The organism is Kitasatospora sp. NPDC096128 (genome assembly GCF_040303105.1).
In the GTDB taxonomy this organism is placed as follows: domain Bacteria; phylum Actinomycetota; class Actinomycetes; order Streptomycetales; family Streptomycetaceae; genus Kitasatospora.
Map to the genome: position 1 here is coordinate 101,394 of NZ_JBEOSP010000025.1, position 21,117 is coordinate 122,510.

The 21,117-nt window shown below is 73.0% G+C and carries 12 protein-coding genes; 4 read left to right on the forward strand and 8 right to left on the reverse strand.

Annotation, left to right across the window (positions count from 1 at the left end):
• Positions 1-2: 2 nt before the first annotated feature.
• From ABTY61_RS26215 to ABTY61_RS26230, 4 genes are all read right to left on the reverse strand, one after another.
• Positions 3-1,001 (reverse strand): carbohydrate ABC transporter permease, encoded by a 999-nt coding sequence (locus tag ABTY61_RS26215; RefSeq protein ID WP_350507525.1) that lies wholly within the window; start codon positions 999-1,001, stop codon positions 3-5.
• Between the two features lie 24 nt (positions 1,002-1,025).
• Positions 1,026-2,381 (reverse strand): ABC transporter substrate-binding protein, encoded by a 1,356-nt coding sequence (locus ABTY61_RS26220; protein ID WP_350507526.1) that lies wholly within the window; start codon positions 2,379-2,381, stop codon positions 1,026-1,028.
• Positions 2,382-2,543: 162 nt separating this feature from the next.
• Positions 2,544-3,734 (reverse strand): ROK family transcriptional regulator, encoded by a 1,191-nt coding sequence (locus ABTY61_RS26225; RefSeq protein ID WP_350507527.1) that lies wholly within the window; start codon positions 3,732-3,734, stop codon positions 2,544-2,546.
• A gap of 318 nt (positions 3,735-4,052) precedes the next feature.
• The gene (locus ABTY61_RS26230) at positions 4,053-5,294 is read right to left on the reverse strand and encodes a helix-turn-helix domain-containing protein (RefSeq protein ID WP_350507528.1); all 1,242 of its coding nucleotides are present in this window, start codon (positions 5,292-5,294) and stop codon (positions 4,053-4,055) included.
• A 330-nt stretch (positions 5,295-5,624) separates the two neighbouring features.
• Here ABTY61_RS26230 and ABTY61_RS26235 point away from each other — a divergent pair, with 330 nt between their 5' ends.
• Positions 5,625-6,911, forward strand: coding sequence for a L,D-transpeptidase (locus ABTY61_RS26235; protein ID WP_350507529.1), 1,287 nt, complete (start codon positions 5,625-5,627; stop codon positions 6,909-6,911).
• A gap of 145 nt (positions 6,912-7,056) precedes the next feature.
• Here ABTY61_RS26235 and ABTY61_RS26240 read toward each other — a convergent pair whose 3' ends face one another.
• On the reverse strand, positions 7,057-8,211 hold the full coding sequence (locus ABTY61_RS26240; RefSeq protein WP_502895436.1) for a mechanosensitive ion channel family protein: 1,155 nt from the start codon (positions 8,209-8,211) through the stop codon (positions 7,057-7,059).
• Between the two features lie 537 nt (positions 8,212-8,748).
• Here ABTY61_RS26240 and ABTY61_RS26245 point away from each other — a divergent pair.
• Positions 8,749-9,393: an HNH endonuclease gene (locus tag ABTY61_RS26245; protein WP_350507530.1), complete on the forward strand. Its 645-nt coding sequence runs from the start codon at positions 8,749-8,751 to the stop codon at positions 9,391-9,393.
• 165 nt (positions 9,394-9,558) lie between these two features.
• Here ABTY61_RS26245 and ABTY61_RS26250 read toward each other — a convergent pair whose 3' ends face one another.
• Positions 9,559-13,509: a beta-N-acetylglucosaminidase domain-containing protein gene (locus ABTY61_RS26250; RefSeq protein WP_350507531.1), complete on the reverse strand. Its 3,951-nt coding sequence runs from the start codon at positions 13,507-13,509 to the stop codon at positions 9,559-9,561.
• Positions 13,510-13,746: 237 nt separating this feature from the next.
• Between ABTY61_RS26250 and malQ the strand changes: the two genes are divergently transcribed.
• On the forward strand, positions 13,747-15,879 hold the full coding sequence (gene malQ, locus ABTY61_RS26255; RefSeq protein ID WP_502895437.1) for a 4-alpha-glucanotransferase: 2,133 nt from the start codon (positions 13,747-13,749) through the stop codon (positions 15,877-15,879).
• A 61-nt stretch (positions 15,880-15,940) separates the two neighbouring features.
• Positions 15,941-16,165 carry a hypothetical protein gene (locus ABTY61_RS26260; protein ID WP_350507532.1) on the forward strand — a complete coding sequence of 75 codons (225 nt, stop codon included), beginning with the start codon at positions 15,941-15,943 and terminating at the stop codon, positions 16,163-16,165.
• Between the two features lie 81 nt (positions 16,166-16,246).
• On the opposite strand, the gene pepN is transcribed toward ABTY61_RS26260, so the two are convergent.
• Complete coding sequence (pepN, locus tag ABTY61_RS26265) at positions 16,247-18,826, reverse strand: aminopeptidase N (protein WP_350507533.1); 2,580 nt, start codon at positions 18,824-18,826, stop codon at positions 16,247-16,249.
• A gap of 143 nt (positions 18,827-18,969) precedes the next feature.
• On the reverse strand, positions 18,970-20,529 hold the full coding sequence (locus ABTY61_RS26270; protein ID WP_350507534.1) for an outer membrane protein assembly factor BamB family protein: 1,560 nt from the start codon (positions 20,527-20,529) through the stop codon (positions 18,970-18,972).
• Between the last annotated feature and the right edge of the window lie 588 nt (positions 20,530-21,117).

Genomic DNA, 21,117 nt, shown 5'->3' on the forward strand with positions numbered 1-21,117 from the left:
GTCTAGTCGTCGCTCGCCATGAAGCCGGACTTGCGGCGGAGCAGGATCGAGGTGACGGCCATCGAGATGGCGAACAGCACCAGGGCGACGACGCAGGCCGCGCCGTAGTTGAAGTGCTGGAAGCCGAGGTTGTAGACCATCTGCGGCAGGGTCCAGGTGGAGCCCTGCGGGTAGCCGGGCTCGAACTGCTGGCCGGAGTTGCCGGCGATGCCGCTGGCGACCTTCCCGGCCACGATCGCCTGGGTGTAGTACTGCATGGTCTGGATGACCCCGGTGACCACCGCGAACATGATGATCGGGGAGATGTTCGGCAGCGTGACGTACCGGAACTTCTGGAACGGTCCGGCGCCGTCCAGTTCGGCCGCCTCGTACTGCTCCTTGGGGACGTCCAGCAGCGAGGCCATGAAGATGACCATCAGGTCGCCGATGCCCCACATGGCGAGCAGGGTGAGCGCGGGCTTGGACCAGTCCGGGTCGGAGAACCAGCCGGGCTGCGGCAGGCCGAGCTCGCCGAGCAGGTGGTTGAGCGGGCCGGTGCCGGGGTTGAGCAGGAAGGCGAAGGCCACCGTGGCGGCCACCGGTGGGGCCAGGTACGGCAGGTAGAAGACGGTGCGGAAGAAGCCCGCCCCGTTCTTGACCTTGGTGATCAGCAGCCCGATGCCGAGGCCGAAGGCGACCCGCAGGGTCACCATGACCAGCACCAGCCACAGGGTGTTGCGCAGGCCCTGCCAGAAGGTCGGCAGCTGGTTGAGGACGTAGTCCCAGTTCTTGAGGCCGTTGAAGGTCGCCGCGCCGATGCCGTTGTACTTGGTGAAGGAGAAGTAGGCGGTGGAGACCAGCGGGTAGACGAAGAAGAGGCTGAAGCCGATCAGCCAGGGGGAGAGGAAGGCGAGGGTGCGGGCCGCCTCCCGGCGGCGCTTCCGGCGCAGCAGGTGCTGCGTGGAGGGCGCCGCCGGATCGGTCGTCCCGGCGCCCTTGCGGGTGCCGAACGCGAGTGACATGGGGAGCTCCGTGGACCGTTCCCGCTACTTCGCCTGGGCGATGTCGGTGTCGATCTGCTTGGCGGTGGCGGCGAGGCCGGCCTTGAGGTCGGTCTGCTTGCCGGACTCGTAGTCGTAGCCGAGGTTCTGCAGCGAGACGATGTAGCCGCCGCCGTTGACGCTGGCCGGGGTGGTGCCCGAGTTCGGGTTCTTGGCGACGTCCAGGAAGGTCTTGAAGTTGGGGTCGCCGACCAGCTTCGGCGAGTCGAGCGCGGCGAAGGTGCTGGGCACGTTGTGGATCGCGTTGGCGAAGTTCACGACCGCGTCGGTGTCGGTGGTCAGGAACTTGACGAACTCCCAGGCCGCGGTCTGCTTCTTGCTGGTGCTCGCGATGCCGACGATGGTGCCGGTCTGGTAGCCGCGGCCGTAGCTGGCGGCCTGGTCGTCCGGCACCGGGAACGGCGCGGTGGCCCAGTCGAAGTCGGGCTTGTTCTCGGCGAGCGAGGCGGTGCGCCACTCACCGTCGATGGCCATCGCGACCTGGCCGGTGTGGAAGGGGTTCTTGGCGCTGAACTCCTCGCCGAAGGTGGCACGGTACTTCTCCAGCTTGGCGTAGCCGCCGAGCTGGTCGACCATGCCCTTCTGCCAGTCGAGCATCGCTGCGACCTTCGGGTCGGCGGCGAGGTTCGACTTGCCGTCGGCGCCGAAGTAGGTGGCGCCGTACTGGCCGAGGAAGTGCTCGGTGGTGGACTCGTAGCCGTGGTACAGCGGCATGAAGCCGAGCTGCTTGTAAGAGTCGCCGTCGGCGATCGTCAGCGTCTTGGCGTCCGCGGCGAACTCGCTGAAGGTCTTGGGCGGGGCGGTGATGCCGGCCGCGGCGAAGGCCTTCTTGTTGTAGTAGAGGCCGTAGGCGTCGCCGAGCAGCGGCAGCGAGCACTGGTTGCCCTGGAACCGGGTGTAGTTGAGCATCGCGGCCGGGAAGGTCTTGGCCGGGTCGATGCCGCTCTTCTCCAGCTGGGGCTTGAGGTCGATGAACGCCTTGGTGGAGCAGAACATGCCGACGTTGTTGGTGGTGAAGGAGGACACCACGTCCGGCGCGCCGTCGCCGCCGGCCCGCAGGGCCTGGTTGACCTTGTCGTCCGCGACGTTGCCGACCGCCTTGACGTGGATGTTGGGGTGGGCCTTCTCGAAGGCGGCGATGGTGTCGTTGATCGCCTTCACCTCGTTGTCCTGGCTCCAGCCGTGCCAGAAGGTGATGGTGACGTCCTTGCCGCTGGCGGAGTCGTCGGTGCCGCCCGACTCACTGGAACCGGTGCAGGCGGAGGCGAGCAGGGCCAGGACGGCGCTGCCGGCGACGGCGGCGATCGTGCGGCGGCCTCTGCGGGAGGTGGTGGCGTGCACTTCGAGGTCCTCCTGGGGGTGCGCGGGCAGGCGTCATTGCCACGGGGCCCGCGTAGGGGTTGGGGGAGAGGTGGGTGCAGGGGGAGCGTCGGTGGGAGCTGGAGCTGGAGCTGGAGCTGGAGTTGGAGCTGGAGCGTCGGTGCGTGGCGTCGGTGGGTGGCGTCAGTGGGTGGAGAAGACCGCCTCGCGGGCGTCCGTGAGGGCGCGTTGCAGGGCGCCGATCAGGACGGGCGAACCGGGCAGGGCACTGCTGCGGATCTCCGGTCTGGCGAGGCAGATCCGGGCCAGTTCGTCCTCGACGAGCGCGCGCAGCTGTTCGCCGCCCGCGCTCGGCACCGCGCCGGAGAGGACCACCAGCTGGGGGTCGACCACGGCGACGATCACGGACAGCCCGACGGCGAGCCGCCCGGCCAGTTCGGTGAGGAAGGCGTCACCGGCGCCCGGGGTCTCCAGGGCCTTGGCGATCGACTCCTCCGCGGTGGGCGCGCCGAGCCCGTGCTCCCGCGCCAGAGCCCGGACGGCGGGTGCGCCGACCTGGGCCTGGAAGCCGCCGAACTTGCGGCGGCGGGCGTCCCACTGGACGGGTGAGCCGGGCACCGGCATGTAGCCGACCTCCCCGGCGCCGCCGGTGAAGCCCCGGTGCAGCCGCCCGGCGATCACGACCGCGGCGCCGACCCCCGCCTCGGCCCAGAGCAGGACGAAGTCCTCGAAGCCGGCCGCCGCACCGGAGGCCTGCTCGGCGACCGCGGCCAGGTTCACGTCGTTCTCGATCGACACCGGTGCGCCGACCGCGGCGGTCAGCTCCTCGACCAGCCGGGGCGAGTGCCACCCGGGCAGGTGGGAGGCGTACCGCAGCTTCCCGGTGACCGGGTCCGGCGCGCCGCCGACCCCGATCGCGACGTTGCGCAGGCTCCCCGCCGGCAGCCCGGCGGCGCGCACCGCCTCGCCGACGGCCGCGGCCACGTGCGACACCGTCCCGGCGGCCGGGACGCCCCGGGTGGCCACGGTGTGCTCGGCCAGCGTGCTGCCGGTGATGTCGGCGACGGCGACCCGGATCCCGCTGTTGGTGACGTCCAGCCCGGCCACGTACCCGGCCGACGGATTCACCTGGTACAGCTGCGCGTTGGGCCCCGGCCCACCCTCGGTGGTCCCGACCGGCAGCACCAGCCCGGCTGCCTCCAGCCGGGCCAGCAACTGGGACGCGGTCGGCTTCGACAGCCCGGTCAACGCCCCGATCTGGGTCCGGGACAACGGCCCCTTCTCCAGCAGCAGTTCGAGGGCGGCCCGGTCGTTGATGGCGCGCAACAGGCTCGGCGTACCGGCGAGAGGAGCCTTGGCGGTGCTCTTGGTCATGCCGGGATCCTCCCCTTCCCACCGGTCGACGTGAACTGTTAGGAAACTTTCCAGTCGCTTGGCACAGGACCGTACGGTCCCCGTCAGCACAGTGTCAATGCCCGCGCCGCCGGAGGATGCCGACTCGTTACCGGCCCGGGTCGCACCGAACAGCCGCAAAAAAAACAGGGCTCTGCTCATGGGGGCTCCACCGACGTCGCCCGCCCCTTCCGGGCAGACCTGCACGCACCGCCATTCGTGGGCGGCCCGGCCGACAACGGCCCGGCTCCGGGAGAGCGGGCGGACGGCGGGGCCCCGGCTCCGGGCCCCGCTCGGCCGTCACTGCTGGAAGGGGCTGGGTGCCCAGGCCTTCCCGTCGATCGGGTAGCTGTAGAGCGGCCGGCCCTTGAGCGCGCTGGTGCGGAAGGGCGTGCCCGCGCCGGGGCCGATGGTCAGCGTGCCCTTGCGGTTGCCGCTGGTCCACTCCAGTTCCAGGTACCAGCTGACGTCGTGGGAGACGGTCCTGGCGCTCACCTCGATGACCTCCGGATCCCGCTCGCTCACCTTGAGCGGCAGGCCGACGCCGTTGAACAGGACCGGACGGGGGAGGGCCGCGTCCAGGTCGAGGTCGAAGGAGTTGACGCCGACTCCGCCCCCGCAGCCCTCGCCCATGGAGTAGGCGTTCCAGGCGAGCGGGGCCGCGATCCGGGCGATGCGGACGTTGAGGGCGGTCAGCACCACGGTCTCGCTGCCGGTGCCCTGCACGGTGAGCTCGACCGACTGGTAGTTGCCGGGGACCGCGCCGACCAGGGAGATCCAGGCCGGGACGTCCACCGGCGCGGGCGGGCGGGGGACGTCCGACGGCGGACGATCGACCACGTACCTGTCGCACTCGGCGCCCCCGTGCGAGGGGTGGACCGCGACGGTGACCGGGGCGCTCGCGCCCTGGTCCGCGGCACCGACGGGCCCGGCGAAAGGGGCCGGCATCGGGGCTTCGGCGGACGGACCGGCGCCAACGGCCCGGGCGGGCACGGAGGCGGACGGGCCGTCCGCGCGGGTCTCCAGGCCGGTGGCGACGGCCCCGACGGCGGCGAGCACCGCTGCGGCCGTCACGGCGGCGAGTGCGCCCCGGCGCAAACGCCGCTGCGGCGGTACGGCGGGGGCACGCTCCGGGGCGGCCGCGCCGGTCCCGGTGGCGCCTTCCACGGCCGGTTCCTCCGCCGGTGCGGGCGCCTCAGGGGTGTCCGGCACCGTCCGCGCCACCGGGGCCGCCGTCGAAGCCTCCTCCGCCGGTGCGGGCGCGGGAGCCTGCCGGTTCGCCCGCGCCGCGTGGGCGATGCCCCACAGCCGGTAGAGCTCGGTGCGCTCCTCCGGAGTCGCCCGGCACAGCCGCGCGAGGCGCTCCAGCGGGGCGAACTCCACCGGCATCACGTCACCGTTGCAGTAGCGGTGCAGGGCCGACGTGCTCACGTGCAGCTGTTTTGCCAGCGCGCCGTAACTGAGCCCCGACCGGCTCTTCAGCTCCTGGAGCAGCCGCGCAACCTCGTCCGCCTCCCGCAAATCCCCGGTCCCCTCTGGCACTGTTCCTCCCCGGCTCGTGAACCCCCTCGGCGGCGCCCCCGGCTCCGGCCGTCGCCGGCCGCCGGACCACCAGGACGCCGGGCCCCCGGATGCGGGCCGACACGAGCCCCGGCAGACAAGTACGCCGCAGACCGTCCCACGGTTCCCCCCGAGGGCTCCTGCGGAGCCGGCCGCGCCCTCCCCGAGCCCCGCGAACGCGTCCCAGGAAGATTACGTCTTCGCAGCTCAAACCGGGTAGCGGCGTCCCCGCGTCCCTGATCGTCGGCCCACCGTTGCGGCCGGGACGAACCGGCGCACAAGCTGACGGCGAAACACCGAGAGGGAGCAACTGTGAGCACTGTTCGGGCGGCCCGGGCCGCGATACGCACCAGCGACCGTCTCCACCGCGGCGCGGTGGCACTGGCGATGGGCGGGGTCCTGCTGCTGACCGCGGCCTGCGGCGACGGCAAGGGCGAGGGCGGCGGTGACGCCGCGCCGGCCGGCACCGCCGCCTCCGGCGCTCCCTCCGCAGCCGCCTCCGCAGCCGCCTCCGGAGCCGCCTCCGGCGGGGCGCCCGCCGTGGCGACGCCGAGGACGTCGACCGCGGTGCTGGACGTGGAGCCGAAGGACGGGGCCCAAGGGGTCGCGTCGACCGCGCTCCGGGTGTCCGTCTCCCACGGCAAGCTCACCGCCGTCGACGTGACGGACAAGAACGGCAAGCCCGTCCAGGGCTCGATCGCCCAGGACGGCACCGGTTGGAAGCCCGCCGCCGCACTCGCCCCCGGCACGGCGTACACGGTGAACGCCCAGGCGACGGACGCCGACGGTCTGGTCGCCGCGGCCACCAGCGCCTTCACCACCGGCTTGCCCGGCAAGCAGGTGTCGACCAACGACAACATCGCCGACGGTCAGACCTACGGCGTGGGCATGATCGTCAAGGTGGACTTCAGCGCCAAGGTCGTGAACAAGGACGCCGTCGCCAAGGCCATCACCTTCGAGACGGACAACGGCACCGAGGTGAAGGGCCACTGGTTCGGCGACGACCGGATCGACTTCCGCCCGGCCGACTACTGGAAGCCGAACACCAAGGTCACCATCCACTACCGGCTGAAGAACGTCGAAGTCGCCCCCGGCGTGTGGGGCGACGTCGACAAGGACGAGCCCTTCACCATCGGCCGCTCCCAGATATCGACCGCGGACGCCGCCTCGCACCAGATGACGATCGTGCGGGACGGCAAGTCCACCACCGTGCCCGCCACCCTCGGCAGCGACGAGTACCCCTCCTGGGGCGGCGTCATGGTCATCATGTCCAAGGAGAGGGTCACCCACATGAACTCCCAGACCGTCGGCCTGGGCAACGAGTACGACATTCCGGCTGCCCCGCACGCGATGCGGCTGACCAGGTCCGGCACCTACGTCCACGGCAACTACTGGTACAAGCGCGACCTGTTCGGCAAGGCCAACACCAGCCACGGCTGCGTCTCGCTCAAGGACGTGGAGGGCGGCAGCGACACCTCCGTCGCCGGATCGTTCTACAACAGCTCGCTGATCGGCGACGTCGTGAAGGTCGTGAACACCAAGGAGAAGACCGTCGCCCCCGACAACGGCCTCGGCGGCTGGAACCTCGCCGCCTGGTAGCCCGCTGGACGGCCTACCCCGCCGCGGACGCGGGGCCCGGGCCCACCCCGGGCCGGAGCCGGTCGCCGAGCAGCTCGACGCCCCGATCCCCGCCGCCCGAGACCCCCAGCGGCGGGCCCTTCGCCCGCCGCGAGCGGGCGGGACGTCACGGCTTCGTCAGGTCGTCCGTCGGGGGCTTGGGCTGGGGGATGGGCTCGGCAGCGCGGTAGCGGGGGGAGGTGGGGTCGGAGAGGGCGGACGGCGGGGAGGGTTCCGCGGCGGTGATGGAGACGCCGGTCGCGACCGCCGCGGCCTCCTCCTTGACCTTGATCCCGGCCAGGTCGAAGGCCGTCTTGAGTCGCTGGCGCAGCGCCCGGGAGATCAGCGGCGCCTTGCCGGGGGCCGTCCGGGCCTCGATCCGCACCACCACCGAGTCGGCGGCCACCGACTCGACGCCGAGGATGGACACCGGCGCCCAGACCAGCTCGTCGTACGGCGCCTCCTTGGACAGCCCCTCGGCGGTCTCCTGGATGAGGTCCTCGACCCGCTGGAGGTCCTCCTTGTACCCGACCTGCACGTCCACCGAGGCGGTCGCCCAGCCCTGGCTCATGTTGGCGATCCGCTTGACCTCGCCGTTGCGGATGTACCAGATCTCGCCGTTGGCCCCGCGCAGCTTGGTCACCCGCAGGCCGACCTCCAGCACGGTGCCGGTGGCCACCCCGGTGTCGATCTCGTCGCCGACGCCGTACTGGTCCTCCATGATCATGAAGACCCCGGAGAGGAAGTCCGTGACCAGGTTGCGGGCGCCGAAACCGATCGCCACACCGGCCACACCGGCGCTCGCCAGCAGCGGCGCCAGGTTCATCCCGAGCGCGGAGAGCACCATCAGCGCGGCGGTGCCCAGGATGGTGAAGGAGGACAGGCTGCGCAGCACCGAGCCGATCGCCTCGGACCGCTGCTGGCGCCGCTCCGGGTTGACCACCCCGTGGTTGGCCAGCAGCCCGCCGAGCAGGCTCTCCTCCCGGTGGTGGTCGTGACTGCGCGCCATGCGCGCTATCAGCTGGGTGACCAGCTTGTTCACCACGGCCCGCAGCACCAGCGCCAGCACGATGATGAGGACGATCTGGAGACCGGCCGCCAGCCAGCTCTGCCAGTGGGTGTCGAACCAGCTGGCCGCCTGCTTGGTGGTGTCGGTGACCTCCTGCGCGCTGGTGGGGATGCGCAGGTCCGGCAGTTGCGGCGTGGTGGCGGAGGGGGCCGGCGTCGGGGTGGAGAGCGTCGAGGACGCGTCGGTCGGACCGGTGGCGCCGGAGCGGAACACGTGCGGGACCTTCCTTGCAGGGGGTGTGACCGGTCCCGCGCCGCGCGAGCGGCCCGCGGACCGTGCGCGCTAGCCTATCCGGCACCGAACACCAGCCCGGACATGCCGACGGGCGTGCGCCAGCACCCGGACGCCCCGTCAACGCCCCGGTGCGCTCCCCCCGAACAGCACTCCGGCACCACCCCGGCACCACCCCGGCACCACCCCGCACCACCGGCCCCACCTCCCCCGAAGGGCCGCGAACCGCCCGCCGAACGGGCCCCGGCGCTGCTCCGACCGGCCGAGCCGCACCCCCCGGCGGCCCGCCGCGCGCCGCCCCGGCGGTACCCGGGTGCAACCGGACCTTCCCCAGGGCATACCGGCTACGACCGGGTATGACGGAGGCCACACCCGGAGTTCACGTCAGGTCCGTTACACAGGAGTGGTGGCGCCGTACGAAGGCGTAAGGCGACACTGGGGGAGATCGCGTACGAGTTGCGCGATCCAACCGCTCGTCCCGGCGCGAGCCACGCGCCGCAGGCGTCCAAGGAGGCATCCGTGCCGCATGTCCTGGTCCTCAACGCGTCCTACGAGCCACTCGGCGTCGTATCGATGCGCCGCGCACTCATCCTGGTCCTCAACCACAAGGCGGTCAGCCTGGAGGACTCGGGAGTCACTCTGCACAGCGCCACCAGCGCCCTTCCGGCGCCGTCCGTCGTCCGTCTGACCCGTTTCGTGCGGGTCCCTTTCTGCGGGCCCGTCCCGCTCACCCGCCGGGCGCTGTTCGCCCGGGACCACGGCCGCTGCGTCTACTGCGGGGCCGCCGCAACCAGCGTCGACCACGTCATCCCGCGCAGCCGGGGCGGCCAGCACCGGTGGGACAACGTGGTGGCGGCCTGCCGCCGCTGCAACCACACCAAGGCCGACCGCCACCTGACCGAACTCGGCTGGCGGATGAAACGCCCGCCCGCACCGCCCAGCGGCCTCGCCTGGCGGATCATCGGCACCGGGATCAAGGACCCGCGCTGGCGGCCCTACCTGGAGCCGTACGGCGGCGGTGACCAACTGCGTGCCCCGCAGTGGGGCGAGTACGAGCACCACGACCATACGGAGTCGACCCACTCCGTCCCGATCGGCCGGGCGCACGTCGCCCATCCCACCCCCGTCCGCCGCGGCGAGCAGCCCGAACCGCTCTCCGCCTGACCGAAGCGACACAGGGCCGGCCCGTCACACCGTCGGTACGCGCCTCATGGGCCGCCGCGCCCCCCAGTAAGGGGAGCCCGGCGGCCCGCCGCTTTTTCCTTCGGCGCCCGACTCGGCGCCCGACTCGGAACCCGACTCGGGGCCCGACTCGGACCCCGGCCCGCCCTACGGCTTCGTCGCCGGCGGAGCGGCGGGCCCGCCCGGCGCGCCCGGAGCGGCCGGCGCCACCGGCGTGCCCGGCTGGCCCGTCGTACCCGGCTGCTGCGGCGGCGCGGCCGGCGCCGTGACGGCGTACAGCTCGATCCCGTACAGCGAGTAGCCGAACTTGGTGGCCCGCGCCACCCCCTGCATCCGGACGTACCGGACGTTCGAGGCGTCGAAGCGCACCGTCTCGTCCCCGCCCTTGCCGTTGTCCACCGTCGCGGCGTCCGTCCAGCTGCTGCCGTCCGAGGAGACCTGGATCTTGTACGACGAGGCGTACGCGGACTGCCAGTGCAGCACCGCCGCGCCCAGGTGGACGGCCTGCGGCAGCGCCAGCTGCACCCAGGCGTCGTCCTTGGACGGCGAGGACCAGCGGGTCTTCGGGTCGCCGTCGGTGACCGCCGAGGCCGGGAAGTTCGGCGTCTCGTCGCCCGAGGAGGTCGCCTGGGCGCCGAGCGCCAGGTCCGGCCCGCCGGTCGGCGGCACCACGTGGACCTGCAGCACCTGCTTCACGGTGGTGCCGCCGGCCACGTAGGACACCGGCACCTGGTACGTCCCGGACGGCGTGCCCGGTACGGCGGTGACCAGCAGCGGCACGCCCACCCGGCCGCCGCGCGGCACGGTGACCGGGCCGGCCGGGGTGACGGCGAGGCCCTTGGCGGCGGCCGGCACCTCGACCCGCAGGTCGCCGGTGGTGCCCTCGGGGCGGCCGGCCTCCACGGTGGCCTGGGTCTTCGCGGGCGCGGCGGCGCCGGTGACCACGTCCAGGGCCGGGTCGGCGAGGCTCAGCCGGGCGGCCGGGGCGTCCGCGTACCAGGGGATGACCTGGTTGACCACCGGCGGGTCGCCGCCGGGCTTCCAGGTGATCCGGAACGCGTCGGCGAGCTGCCCGCCGGCCGGCAGCTCGTTGTAGCCGGGCTGGATGACGCCGATGTCCGTCCAGCTGCCGTCGGCACGCCGCACCGCGACGGTGGCGGTGGCGTGCACGTTGGGGTCGGTGAGGACGGTCAGCCGGTCCAGCGGGCGGGCGGCGCCGAGCTCGACGGTGAGCGGTTCGTCCTGCGCGGTCGGAGGCTTGGCCGCGCGGTACGCGGTGTCCGGGTTGCCGTCCAGCACGGCGGCGGCCGAGGAGCCGGGCAGCGCGGCGGGGCCGCCGCTGACGCTGGCCGGGGACTCGTCCGGGGCGGTGACGGTGAACTCGCGCACCGCGACGGCGGTCTTCTGGGCGGCGGTGGCCCGCAGCCGCACCGCGCGCACCACGGTGCCGGGCGGCAACTGGGCGCTGACCGTCTTCTGGTTCTTCACCACGGCGAGCTGCTGCCAGCCGCCCGCGCCGGTGCTGTACTCCAGCACGCCGTCGCGGATGTAGTCGTCCACGGCGGTCTGCGCGTCGGGGCCGTTGCCCCAGCCGCCCATCAGTACGGTGACGCCGCTGATCGGCCGCCCGGCGCCGAGGTCGACGCCGACGGAGTCGCCGGGCTGCGGGGGAGCGGAGCTCCAGTAGAAGGTGCCGGCCTGGCCGTCGGTCATCAGCGCGGGCAGGTGGTCCTGCGCGGTGCCCATGCTGGTGGTCGGAGCGACCCCGCCGCTGACCACGCCGGACCAGTTGTCGGCGGCGCGTACGGCCCGGTCCAGGAAGGGCGCGAGCACGCCCGCGCCGATGGTCGCCGGGGCCTGGGCGAGCTGGGCGCGCAGCCGGTTGAGCTGGACCCGGGCCTTCCAGGCCGCCGCGCCGTCGCCGCCGTGCTGGGCCAGCAGCATGTCGAGGGCGGCCTGCCCGGCCAGCCCGTAGTCGCGCAGCGGGCCGAGCCAGGGGCCGGCCTCGGTGGCGAGCTGGGCGGTGGCGTCGGTGCCGGCCAGGGTCTGCTGGGCGCCGGCCATGGCGGTGAAGGCGTCCCGCAGCGGGCCCGCCGCCGCGATCAGCTTGGCGAGGTCCGGGGTGGCGCCGGAGGTGGGCTCGGCGTTGGCCCAGAACTGGTCGAGCAGCGGCTGGAGGTAGCCGGACTCCTGCTTGGCCAGCGGGGAGGAGGTGCTGTTGCCGGCCAGCGCCTTGACGGCGGACAGCGCCGATCCGGCGGGGGTGGCGCCGGCGCCGGTCGGCCCGGCGAGCGAGCGTACGGCGGCCTGCCAGGAGTCCTCGGGCTTGTAGCCGGCCGGGTTCCAGGCGAAGTCGCCGGCGGTGGCGAGGGCTATCCGGGAGGCCACCGGCTGCTGCATGGCGCCGGTCAGCAGCACCGCCGAGCGGGTCGCCACCTCCGGCTCGCGGCCGGTGTAGGCGCCGAGGAAGAGCCGGTCCGGGCTGGCGTCGTTGACCGGGTAGTTGTCCATGGTGACCAGCGGGTGCCCGTACAGGCTGCCGGTGTCCGAGGCCTGGGCGCCGGTGATCTTCTCCGGGATCGCCCCGCCGCCGCTCCAGGCGACCTGCACGCCGCCGGGCAGCGCGTCGGCCAGCGCCTTGCGGTACGGGGTGGAGCCCTGCTTGTGGTACTCGGTCGGGACGATCGACAGCGGCGCCAGCCCCGGGTTCTTGGCGATCAGCCGGTCCTGGACCTTCTTGACCAGCGCGGCCTGCGCCTTGGCGGCGGCGGCCGGGCCGGTGCCGTACTCGTCCCGGTCGTCGTCGCAGTGCCACTCGTCGTAGCTGACGTCCAGGAACTGGAGCTGGAACGCGGTGAAGCCGAGCTTGCGCAGCCCGTCCAGCTTGGCGACCAGCGCGTCGACGTCCTTGCCCGAACTGAAGCAGAGGGACTGCCCGGGGTCGATCGCGTAGCCGAGGGTGACGTGGTTCTGCCGGGCCCGGTCGCCGAGTTCGCGCAGCTCGGACTGCTGGTTGGCGGGGTAGGCGTCGCGCCAGCGGCTGAGCCGGAACGGGTCGTCGCCGGGGGCGTAGAGGTAGAAGTTCTGCTTGGAGCGGCCCAGGAAGTCCACCTGGTCCAGTCGCTGCTGGGCGGTCCACGGGGTGCCGTAGAAGGCCTCGGCGGTGCCGCGCACCGCCGCGCCGCTGGACCAGTCCCGCAGGGTGATGCCGGGCAGGCCGAGTCCGGCCGCGCCGGGCCCCTGGCCCTGGCCGGCGGGTACGGCGGCGAGCAGCTGGCGCAGGCTCTGCGCGGCGTAGAAGGTGCCGGCCGCGTCGGTGCCCGCGAGCACCACCGCGCCGTACGTTCCGCCGCCCTGGGCGGGCAGCTGGCCGACGGACAGCACGTAGCCGCCGGGCGGCATGCCGGCGGTGGACGGCGCGGAGCCGTCCTTGCCGCCGGCCGCGACGGCCAGCTGGCGCAGCGTCCGGTCGACCTCGCCCTCGGCGCCCTCGGCGGGCCCGCCGATGTACACCACCAGGGAGCCGGCGGCGGGGGTGCCGCCGTCGGCCTGCGGGGTCAGGGCGGTGGCCCCGGCGATGGTGAGCACCTCGCGGACGGCGTCCACCGCGCCCCGGTCCACCTTGGGCGCGGGGACCAGCGTCACGGCGGCGGGCACGGTGACGGCCCGGCCCGCCACGGTCTGCTCCTGCGGGTGCGGGAACACCTGGGGGTTCGTCACGCTGCCCAGCGGCGTCTGGGGCGCGGTGCTCACCACGTCCGTCCCGGGGGTCGCCGCGTACGCCGCCGAGGGCATCGGCCCGGCCAGCAGCCCGCCGACCACGGCCGCGGTCGCGACCCCGGCCGCGATCTGCATGGTCCGCCGCCCCGGCCGTCCGGCCGCGCGCTCCGCCCGTACCGAGGCCAACAGCGGTTCCGTCCCCTTGAGGTCGGCGATCAGCCGGTCCGCCGTCCGCGGCACCAGCTGACGGCAGGTCCGCGCCGTCGCCCGCCGCGCGGCCAGCGCCGCCGGATGGTGCAGTACCTCGCGCAACGCCGGACTCTGCTCCAACTGCTGACGCAGCCGCCGCCCGGCCACCACGGACACACGGGCTTGCACAGGGGCCTCCTCGCCAGGCCTGGACCACAATGCGGGCAAGCCCACCAGCTACCCAACCCGGTGTCAACGCCGTCGACGGCTATGCCTGGTTTGCACCTGAATCTCCCGTTGGTCTGACTCTCCGTCAGCGCTCGATCCATCGCGCGCACTCGTGTCGCGCAGCGTCGCCGCGCGATTACCCGGGTAGGACTTGGGGAGTCCTGACCAGGCGTTGCCGAGACATCGCAGGAGCCGCGAGTGGCCGCATACCACGACAGTGACGGAGCCGACGGAGTGAAGGTCCCCGCGCAGGACGCACCGCCACCCCCCGCCGAACTGGTCGCGCTGGCACGGGCGTACGGGGTGGACACCGACTACCCGGGCGCCGGCGGGCAGGCGGTGGGCGCGCGCACGCTGGTCGCCGTGCTGGCGGCGCTCGGGGTGGCGGCCGGCTCGCCGGAGGAGGTGCGGGAGGCGCTGGAGCGCCACCGGGCCGAGCAGCGCGGCAGGTTGCTGCCGCCCTGCGTGGTGGTGCGGCAGGGCCGCCGCACCGCGCTGGACGTCCCGGCGGACGCCTTGCTGCACATCGAGCTGGAGGACGGCGGCAGTTGGCGGCTCCCGCGGGGCCACTCGCACTGGCTGCCCGCCGACCTCCCGCTCGGCCGGCACACCCTCACGGCCGAGACCGACGGCAGGTCCGCCCGGGCGCCGCTCGTCGTCGCCCCGGAGCGGCTGCCCCGGCTCCCCGGCCGCAGCTGGGGGTTCCTCGCCCAGCTGTACTCCGTCCTGTCCGACCGCTCCTGGGGCATGGGCGACCTCGGCGACCTCGCCGAACTCGCCGAGTGGGCCGGCGCCGCCCTCGGCGCGGGCTTCGTGCAGATCAACCCGCTGCACCAGGCCCTGCCCGCGGCCCCCGGCACGCCCTCCGACCCGTCCCCGTACCGCCCCTCCTCCCGCCGCTTCGCCGACCCGGTGCACCTGCGGATCGAGGCGGTCCCCGAGTACGGCCACCTCACCGCCGAGCAGCGCCGACGGGCCGACGACCTGACCCATCGCGCCGCCCGGCTGCGCGAGGAGGTCCTCACCCACGACGGCCTGGTCGACCGCGACGCCGTCTGGGCGCTCAAGCGCGAGGCGCTCCAGCTCCTCCACGAGGTCCCGCGCGGCCCCGGCCGCCAGGCCGCCTACGAGGCGTTCCAGCGCCGCGAGGGCGAGTGGCTGAGCCGGCACGCGCTCTGGAACGCCCTGGCCGAGGTGCACGGCACCGACTGGCAGCACTGGCCCAAGGGCCTGCGTCACCCGAACGGCCCACACGTCGAGCAGGCAGCCAAGGAGCTCCAGGAAACCGTCGAGTTCCACCGCTGGCTCGCCTGGCAGGTCGACCAGCAACTCGCCGCCGCGCAGCGCGCCGCCCGCGACGCGGGCATGCCGGTCGGCCTGATCCACGACCTCGCGGTCGGCGTCCATCCGGCCGGCGCCGACGCCTGGGCGCTCCAGGACGTCCTGGCGGGCGGCATCTCGACCGGCGCCCCGCCGGACGCCTTCAACGCCCACGGCCAGGACTGGGGCCTGCCGCCCTGGCGCCCGGACACCCTGGCGCAGGCCGGCTACGCCCCGTACGCGGAACTCCTGCGGGCGGCGGCGCGCCACGCCGGAGCCCTTCGCATCGACCACGTGATGGGCCTGTTCCGCCTCTGGTGGGTGCCGAACGGCCACCCGCCCACCGAGGGCGCCTACGTCCGCTACGACGCCGAGGCGATGCTCGGCGTCCTCGCGCTGGAGGCGCACCGGGCCGGCACCGCGGTGATCGGCGAGGACCTGGGCACGGTCGAGCCGGGCGTGCGCGAGGAGCTGGCGGCCCGCGGCATCCTCGGCACCTCCGTGCTCTGGTTCGAACGGGACTGGCAGTCCGACGGCCACATCCTGCCCCCCGACCGCTGGCGCCCCGGCTGCCTGGCCACCCTCACCACCCACGACCTGCCGAGCACCGCCGCCCGCCTCTCCGGGGAGCACGTCGAGCTGCGCCACCGCCTGGGCCTGCTGGCCCGTCCGCTCGCGGACGAGCAGGGGGAGGCCGCCGACGAGCTGGCGGCCTGGCAGGCCGAACTGACCGCCCTCGGCCTGCTCGCCCCCGGCGAGCCGCTGACGATGCCCGTCCTGTACCGCTTCCTGCGGGCGACCCCGGCCGAGCTGGTCGGCGTCTGGCTGCCGGACCTGGTCGGCGACCCGCGCCCGCAGAACCTGCCCGGCACCTGGGACCAGTACCCGAACTGGCGCCTGCCGGTCGCCGACGGCGCGGGCGACCCGGTCACCCTGGACCGCCTCGCCGCGGCACCCGCCGCCCGCCTCCTCGCGCACCTCCTGGCCCCGCCCAGCCCCCGGAACCGGTAACCGGAACCGCCGGCACCACCCCGACGCGCGCCGTCCCGTAAGCGGCGGGTAAGTTGGAATCGTGGACAAGAGGAACGCTTTGCGAGCCGGCGCGGTCTCCGCAACGGTCACGCTGATGATGCTGCTGTCGTCGCCCGCCATGGCCCTCACCAGGGACGACGGCGACGACCCGGGTCCCGGCCTGAGCGTCGGCCAGACCATCGGCCTGTACGTGCTGATCCCGCTCGCCGCGTTCGTCGTCATCGCGGCCCTCGCCGGTCTGCCGTACGGCAAGAAGAAGAAGTAACCGAGTCCACCAGGACCCGCACGAACCCGAAGGGGGCGCCGGACGATCCGTCCGGCGCCCCCTTCGGGCGTTCACACCGGGTCAGCGGGCCCCGGCCGCCCGGTCGACCGCCTGGGCCTTGAGCGCGCGCTCGATCCCGGCCCGCGCCTCGACCACCTGACGCCGCAGCGCCGGAGCCGGCTCGGCCGAGGCCAGCCAGGCGTCCGTCGCCGTCAGCGTCTCCTCCGACACCTGCAGCGCCGGGTACAGCCCGACGATGATCTGCTGCGAGATCTCATGGCTGCGGGTCTCCCAGATGCCCTTCACCGCGGCGAAGTACTTCTCCGCGTACGGCGCCAGCAGCTCCCGCTGGTCCGACTGCTGGAAGCCGGCGATCACGGCCTCCTGCACGTAGTTGGTGAGCTTGTCCGACTCCACCACCGCGGCCCAGGCCGCGGCCTTCGCCTCCGCGGTCGGGAACGCCGAACGGCAGCTGGCGGCGTGCTCCTGGCCCGCCGCGGTGTTGTCCCGCTCCAGCTCCGCGACGACCGCGGCCTCGTCGGCCCGTCCGGTGGCGGAGAGCCGGGCGAGCAGCGCCCAGCGCAGCTCGGTGTCCACCGCCAGGCCCTTGAGCTCCACCGAGCCGTCCAGCAGTCCGGCCAGCAGGTCGAGCTGACCGTCCGTGCGGGCGACCGAGGCGAAGGCGCGGGCCCAGGCCAGCTGGTGGTCGCTGCCGGCCTCGGCGGCCCGCAGGTGCTCCTCGGCGGCGGCGGCCCAGCGCAGCAGGCCCTGCTCGCGCCACTCCGGGTCGGTGTAGGCGTCCAGGGCCAGCCTGACCTGGCGCTGCACGGACTGCACCACGCCGATGTCGCTCTCCCGCGCGATGCCGGACAGCGCCAGCGACAGGTAGTCACGGGCGGCCAGCTCGCCGTCGCGGGTCATGTCCCAGGCGGAGGCCCAGCACAGCGCGCGCGGCAGCGAGTCGGTGAAGCCGCCGAGGTGCTCGGTGACGACGGCCATCGAGTCCTCGTCCAGCCGGATCTTGGCGTACGACAGGTCGTCGTCGTTCAGCAGGACGACGGCCGGCCGGTGCCGCCCGACCAGCTCCGGCACCTCGGTGCGCGGGCCGTCGACGTCCAGCTCGATCCGGTCCGTGCGCACCAGGGAGCCGTCGACCAGCTCGTAGAAGCCGATGGCGATCCGGTGCGGTCGCAGCACGGCCTCGCCCTTGGCCCCGGCCGGCAGCGCGGGGGCTTCCTGCAGCACGGTGAACGACTCGATCTCACCGTCGGTGTTCAGCACCACCGACGGCCGCAGCACGTTGATCCCGGCCGTCTCCAGCCACGCCTTCGACCAGGCCTTCAGGTCCCGCCCACTGGCTTCCTCCAGCGCCCCGAGCAGGTCGCTCAGCCGCGTGTTGCCCCAGGCGTGGCGCTTGAAGTACGCCCGCACGCCCTCGAAGAAGGCGTCCTGGCCGACGTACGCCACCAGCTGCTTGAGCACCGAGGCGCCCTTGGCGTAGGTGATGCCGTCGAAGTTGACCTGGACGTCCTCCAGGTCGTTGATGTCCGCCATGATCGGGTGGGTCGACGGCAGCTGGTCCTGCCGGTAGGCCCAGGTCTTCATCTGGTTGGCGAACGTGGTCCAGGAGTGCGGCCACTTGGAGCCGGGGGCCTCCGCCTGGCAGACGGCCTCGGCGAAGGTCGCGAAGGACTCGTTGAGCCAGAGGTCGTTCCACCACTCCATGGTGACGAGGTCGCCGAACCACATGTGGGCCAGCTCGTGCAGGATCGTCGCGGCGCGCGACTCGTACGCGGCGTCGGTCACCTTGGAGCGGAACACGTACTGGTCGCGCAGGGTGACGGCACCCGCGTTCTCCATCGCGCCGGCGTTGAACTCCGGGACGAACAGCTGGTCGTACTTGGGGAACGGGTACGGGAAGTCGAACTTCGCCTGGAAGTAGTCGAAGCCCTGCTTGGTGACGGCGAAGATCGCCTCGGCGTCCAGGAACTCGCGCAGCGAGGGGCGGCAGTAGACGGCCAGCGGCACCCGCTGCTCGCCGTTCTCGTACGTGTCGAAGACCCCGACGTACGGGCCGGCCACCAGCGCGGTGATGTAGCTGGAGATCCGGCCGGTGGGCTCGAACTTCCAGACCTGGGTGGCGCCTTCGCCGACCGGCTCGGGGGTGGGCGAGTTGGAGACCACGACCCAGCCGGTCGGGGCCGTCACGGTGAACGCGAACGTGGCCTTCAGGTCCGGCTGTTCGAAGTTGGCGTAGACCCGCCGGGCGTCCGGCACCTCGAACTGGGTGTACAGGTAGGTCTCGCCGTCGACCGGGTCGACGAACCGGTGCAGACCCTCACCGGTGTTGCTGTAGGCACAGTTCGCGACGACCCGCAGCTCGTTCTCGGCCGCCAGGCCGGGCAGCGGGATGCGGCTGTCGGCGAAGCTCGCCGGGTCGAGCGCCGTGCCGTTGAGGGTGATCTCCTCGACGCCCGGGGCGACGAGGTCGATGAAGCTGTCGGCGCCGGGGGTCGTGGCGGAGAACCGGACCACGGTCGTGGACCGGAAGGTACCGCCCTCGCGGGCCGAGCCGAGGTCGAGCTCGATGTCGTACGCGTCCACCCGGATGAGGTCGGCCCGGGTACGGGCCTCTTCGCGGGTCAGGTTGGTGCCGGGCACTCGCTGCACTCCTTCGTCTGGCTGATGGACCGAATCCTCGCATGCCCGACGAGCGGCCCGACCGGAAAACCGAAGGCGGGGCGGCTCCGGAGCCATCGCTCCGAACCCGCCCCGCCCGTGACTGCCGCGTCAGTCCTCCGGCGTCACTTCCGCCACTTGGTCAGCGGACCGTCGGTGCTGGTGTAGCGGCGGAACGCGTACACCGCGTTGCCGTCGTCCGAGACGAAGTACACCGACGTGCTCATGCTGATGTCGAACTTCCCGTTCGCGTTCGCGACGGTGCCGATGTCGGTCATCGACCCGTCGGTCGGCGAGAGCGTCACCAGCCGGGACGGCTTGTCGTAGCCCTGCGAGACCACGGCGCGCACCTTGCCGTCCTTGTCGGTGCCGGTGACCAGCCGGATGTCGCTGCCGCTGGCCGTACCCGGGCTGGCCGCCCACAGCCGCTTGCCGGTGGTCAGGTCGTAGGCGTTGATGGCCGGCTTGGTCGGGTTGACCTGGACGTACATCGTGTTGCCGCTGACCACGTTGCGGGTGAAGGCGCTGTCCTGGCCGGTCAGCCGCAGGCTGTCCGAGCCGGGCTCCTTGACGGACATCTGGTTGCCCGGCTTGTTGTCCTTGTCGAACGGCAGGATGTAGTCGCCCTGCGGGCCGTTGGTGATCAGCAGGACCAGCGGCTTGTCCTGGATGACCGCGTCGACCTGCTCGATGGTGCCGGTCAGGGTGATCGGCGAGCTCGCGGGCTTGCCGCTGTCGGCGTTCACGATCACCAGCTGCGACTTCGGACCGCTGGTCATGTAGCAGCGGTCGCTGATCGCGATCTGGTTGCCGGCGGCGCGGGCCCGCATGGTGCAGTCCTTGTCGCGGGGCTGGTACTGCCAGGCCGGCTGCCCGGTGGCGATGTTCAGCCCGGCCACCGCGTTGCCGCCGACGGCGACCACGTTGTCGGTGACGCTCAGCGTCGGCTGGGACAGCCGGTCCGCCGTGGCCTTGACGGTCCAGAGCAGCTTGCCCTGGGTGAGGTCGATGGCGCCGATGGTGGAGCAGTCGTAGTCACCGGTGTTGAAGGCGACGGCGGCGATGTTCTTGGAGTTGGAGGTGTACGAGGCGCTGCACACCTCCTTGCTGCCGGCCGGCGCCGGGATGTTCCAGGCCTGCTTGCCGTCGACGAGGTTGTAGGCCTTGACGCCGTCGCTGTCGACGCGGACGGCGTACTTGTCGGTGCCCCAGATGCCGAGCAGCTGGTTGGTGGCATCCGTGTTGGCCGGCGCGGGGGCGTTCCAGGCCACGTTGAACGTCGCCTTGGTGCTGTTGTTGTCCGGCCCCGGCGCGACGGTGTTCCCGCCGTTGTCACCCCCGACCGTGGTGGAGCCGCTCGAGTTGGCCACCGGTCCCGGACCCGGGTCCGGCTTGGGGGGATCGCTCGGCTGGAGCAGGACGACCAGCCCGATCACGATCGCGATCGCCAGCACACCGCCGATGATCCCGCCCCACAGCATCACGGGGTTGCGCTGCTTGGGCGCCTCCGGAGCACCCGGGTAGTACCCCGGCTGCTGCTGGTAGTTGTACCCACCGCCGTAGCTCTGCCCGGCCTCCGCCCCGGCGTAGCCCCCACCGGGCACCGGGTCGTACGGCCCGACCGGCGCCTGCGCCGGCATCCCGGGCGCCGTCGCCGCGTACGCCCCGTAGTCGACCCCACCCACCGGAGGCTGCGCCGGGGGCGCCGGCGGCATCGGCGGCTGAGCCGGCGGCTGAACGCCCTGCCCCGGAACCGCCGAGCCGTCGAGCTGTGTCATCTGGTCCGCGACAGCGGCAGGATCCACACCGCCCGCCGGCCGCCCGAACGAAACGCCCCGATTGTCCTGCGACGATGCATCGCCTGCACCCGGAGTAGGGTGATCCCCTGCCATCTGATTCCCCGTCATGTCTGGAAGCGTCCCCCTGCCGGTGCCGTCCACGGCCCGGTGGGACGGGTGAGATTCGGCACCATGCTAGTGGCGCCCGGTTTTCCCCCGCCGCCAGGACCACCGAACCCGGCCCCCCACCCCCTCGCCACGCAACACCTTCACCCCCCAACCACCCCACCCCCCACAGGCGCACACGCGCCCCGCGCGCCCCCACCAAACCCACCCCGCCACCCCCACCCCCAAAACCCGCACCACCCCGCACCCACCCACTCACCCGCACCACCCCCCTCCCCCTCCCCTTCCCCAGGCGAGAGGGACGCGCTGCGGGAGGGGGCGGTGGAGGGGGTGGGTGCGGAGAGGGGCGTGACGGGTGATTTTCAGACC

What these genes read in the sequence shown, in the direction of transcription:
- ABTY61_RS26215 (WP_350507525.1), bottom strand. Translation starts at nt 1,001, where the DNA reads ATGTCACTCGCGTTCGGCACCCGCAAGGGCGCCGGGACGACCGATCCG.
- ABTY61_RS26225 (WP_350507527.1), bottom strand. Translation starts at nt 3,734, where the DNA reads ATGACCAAGAGCACCGCCAAGGCTCCTCTCGCCGGTACGCCGAGCCTG.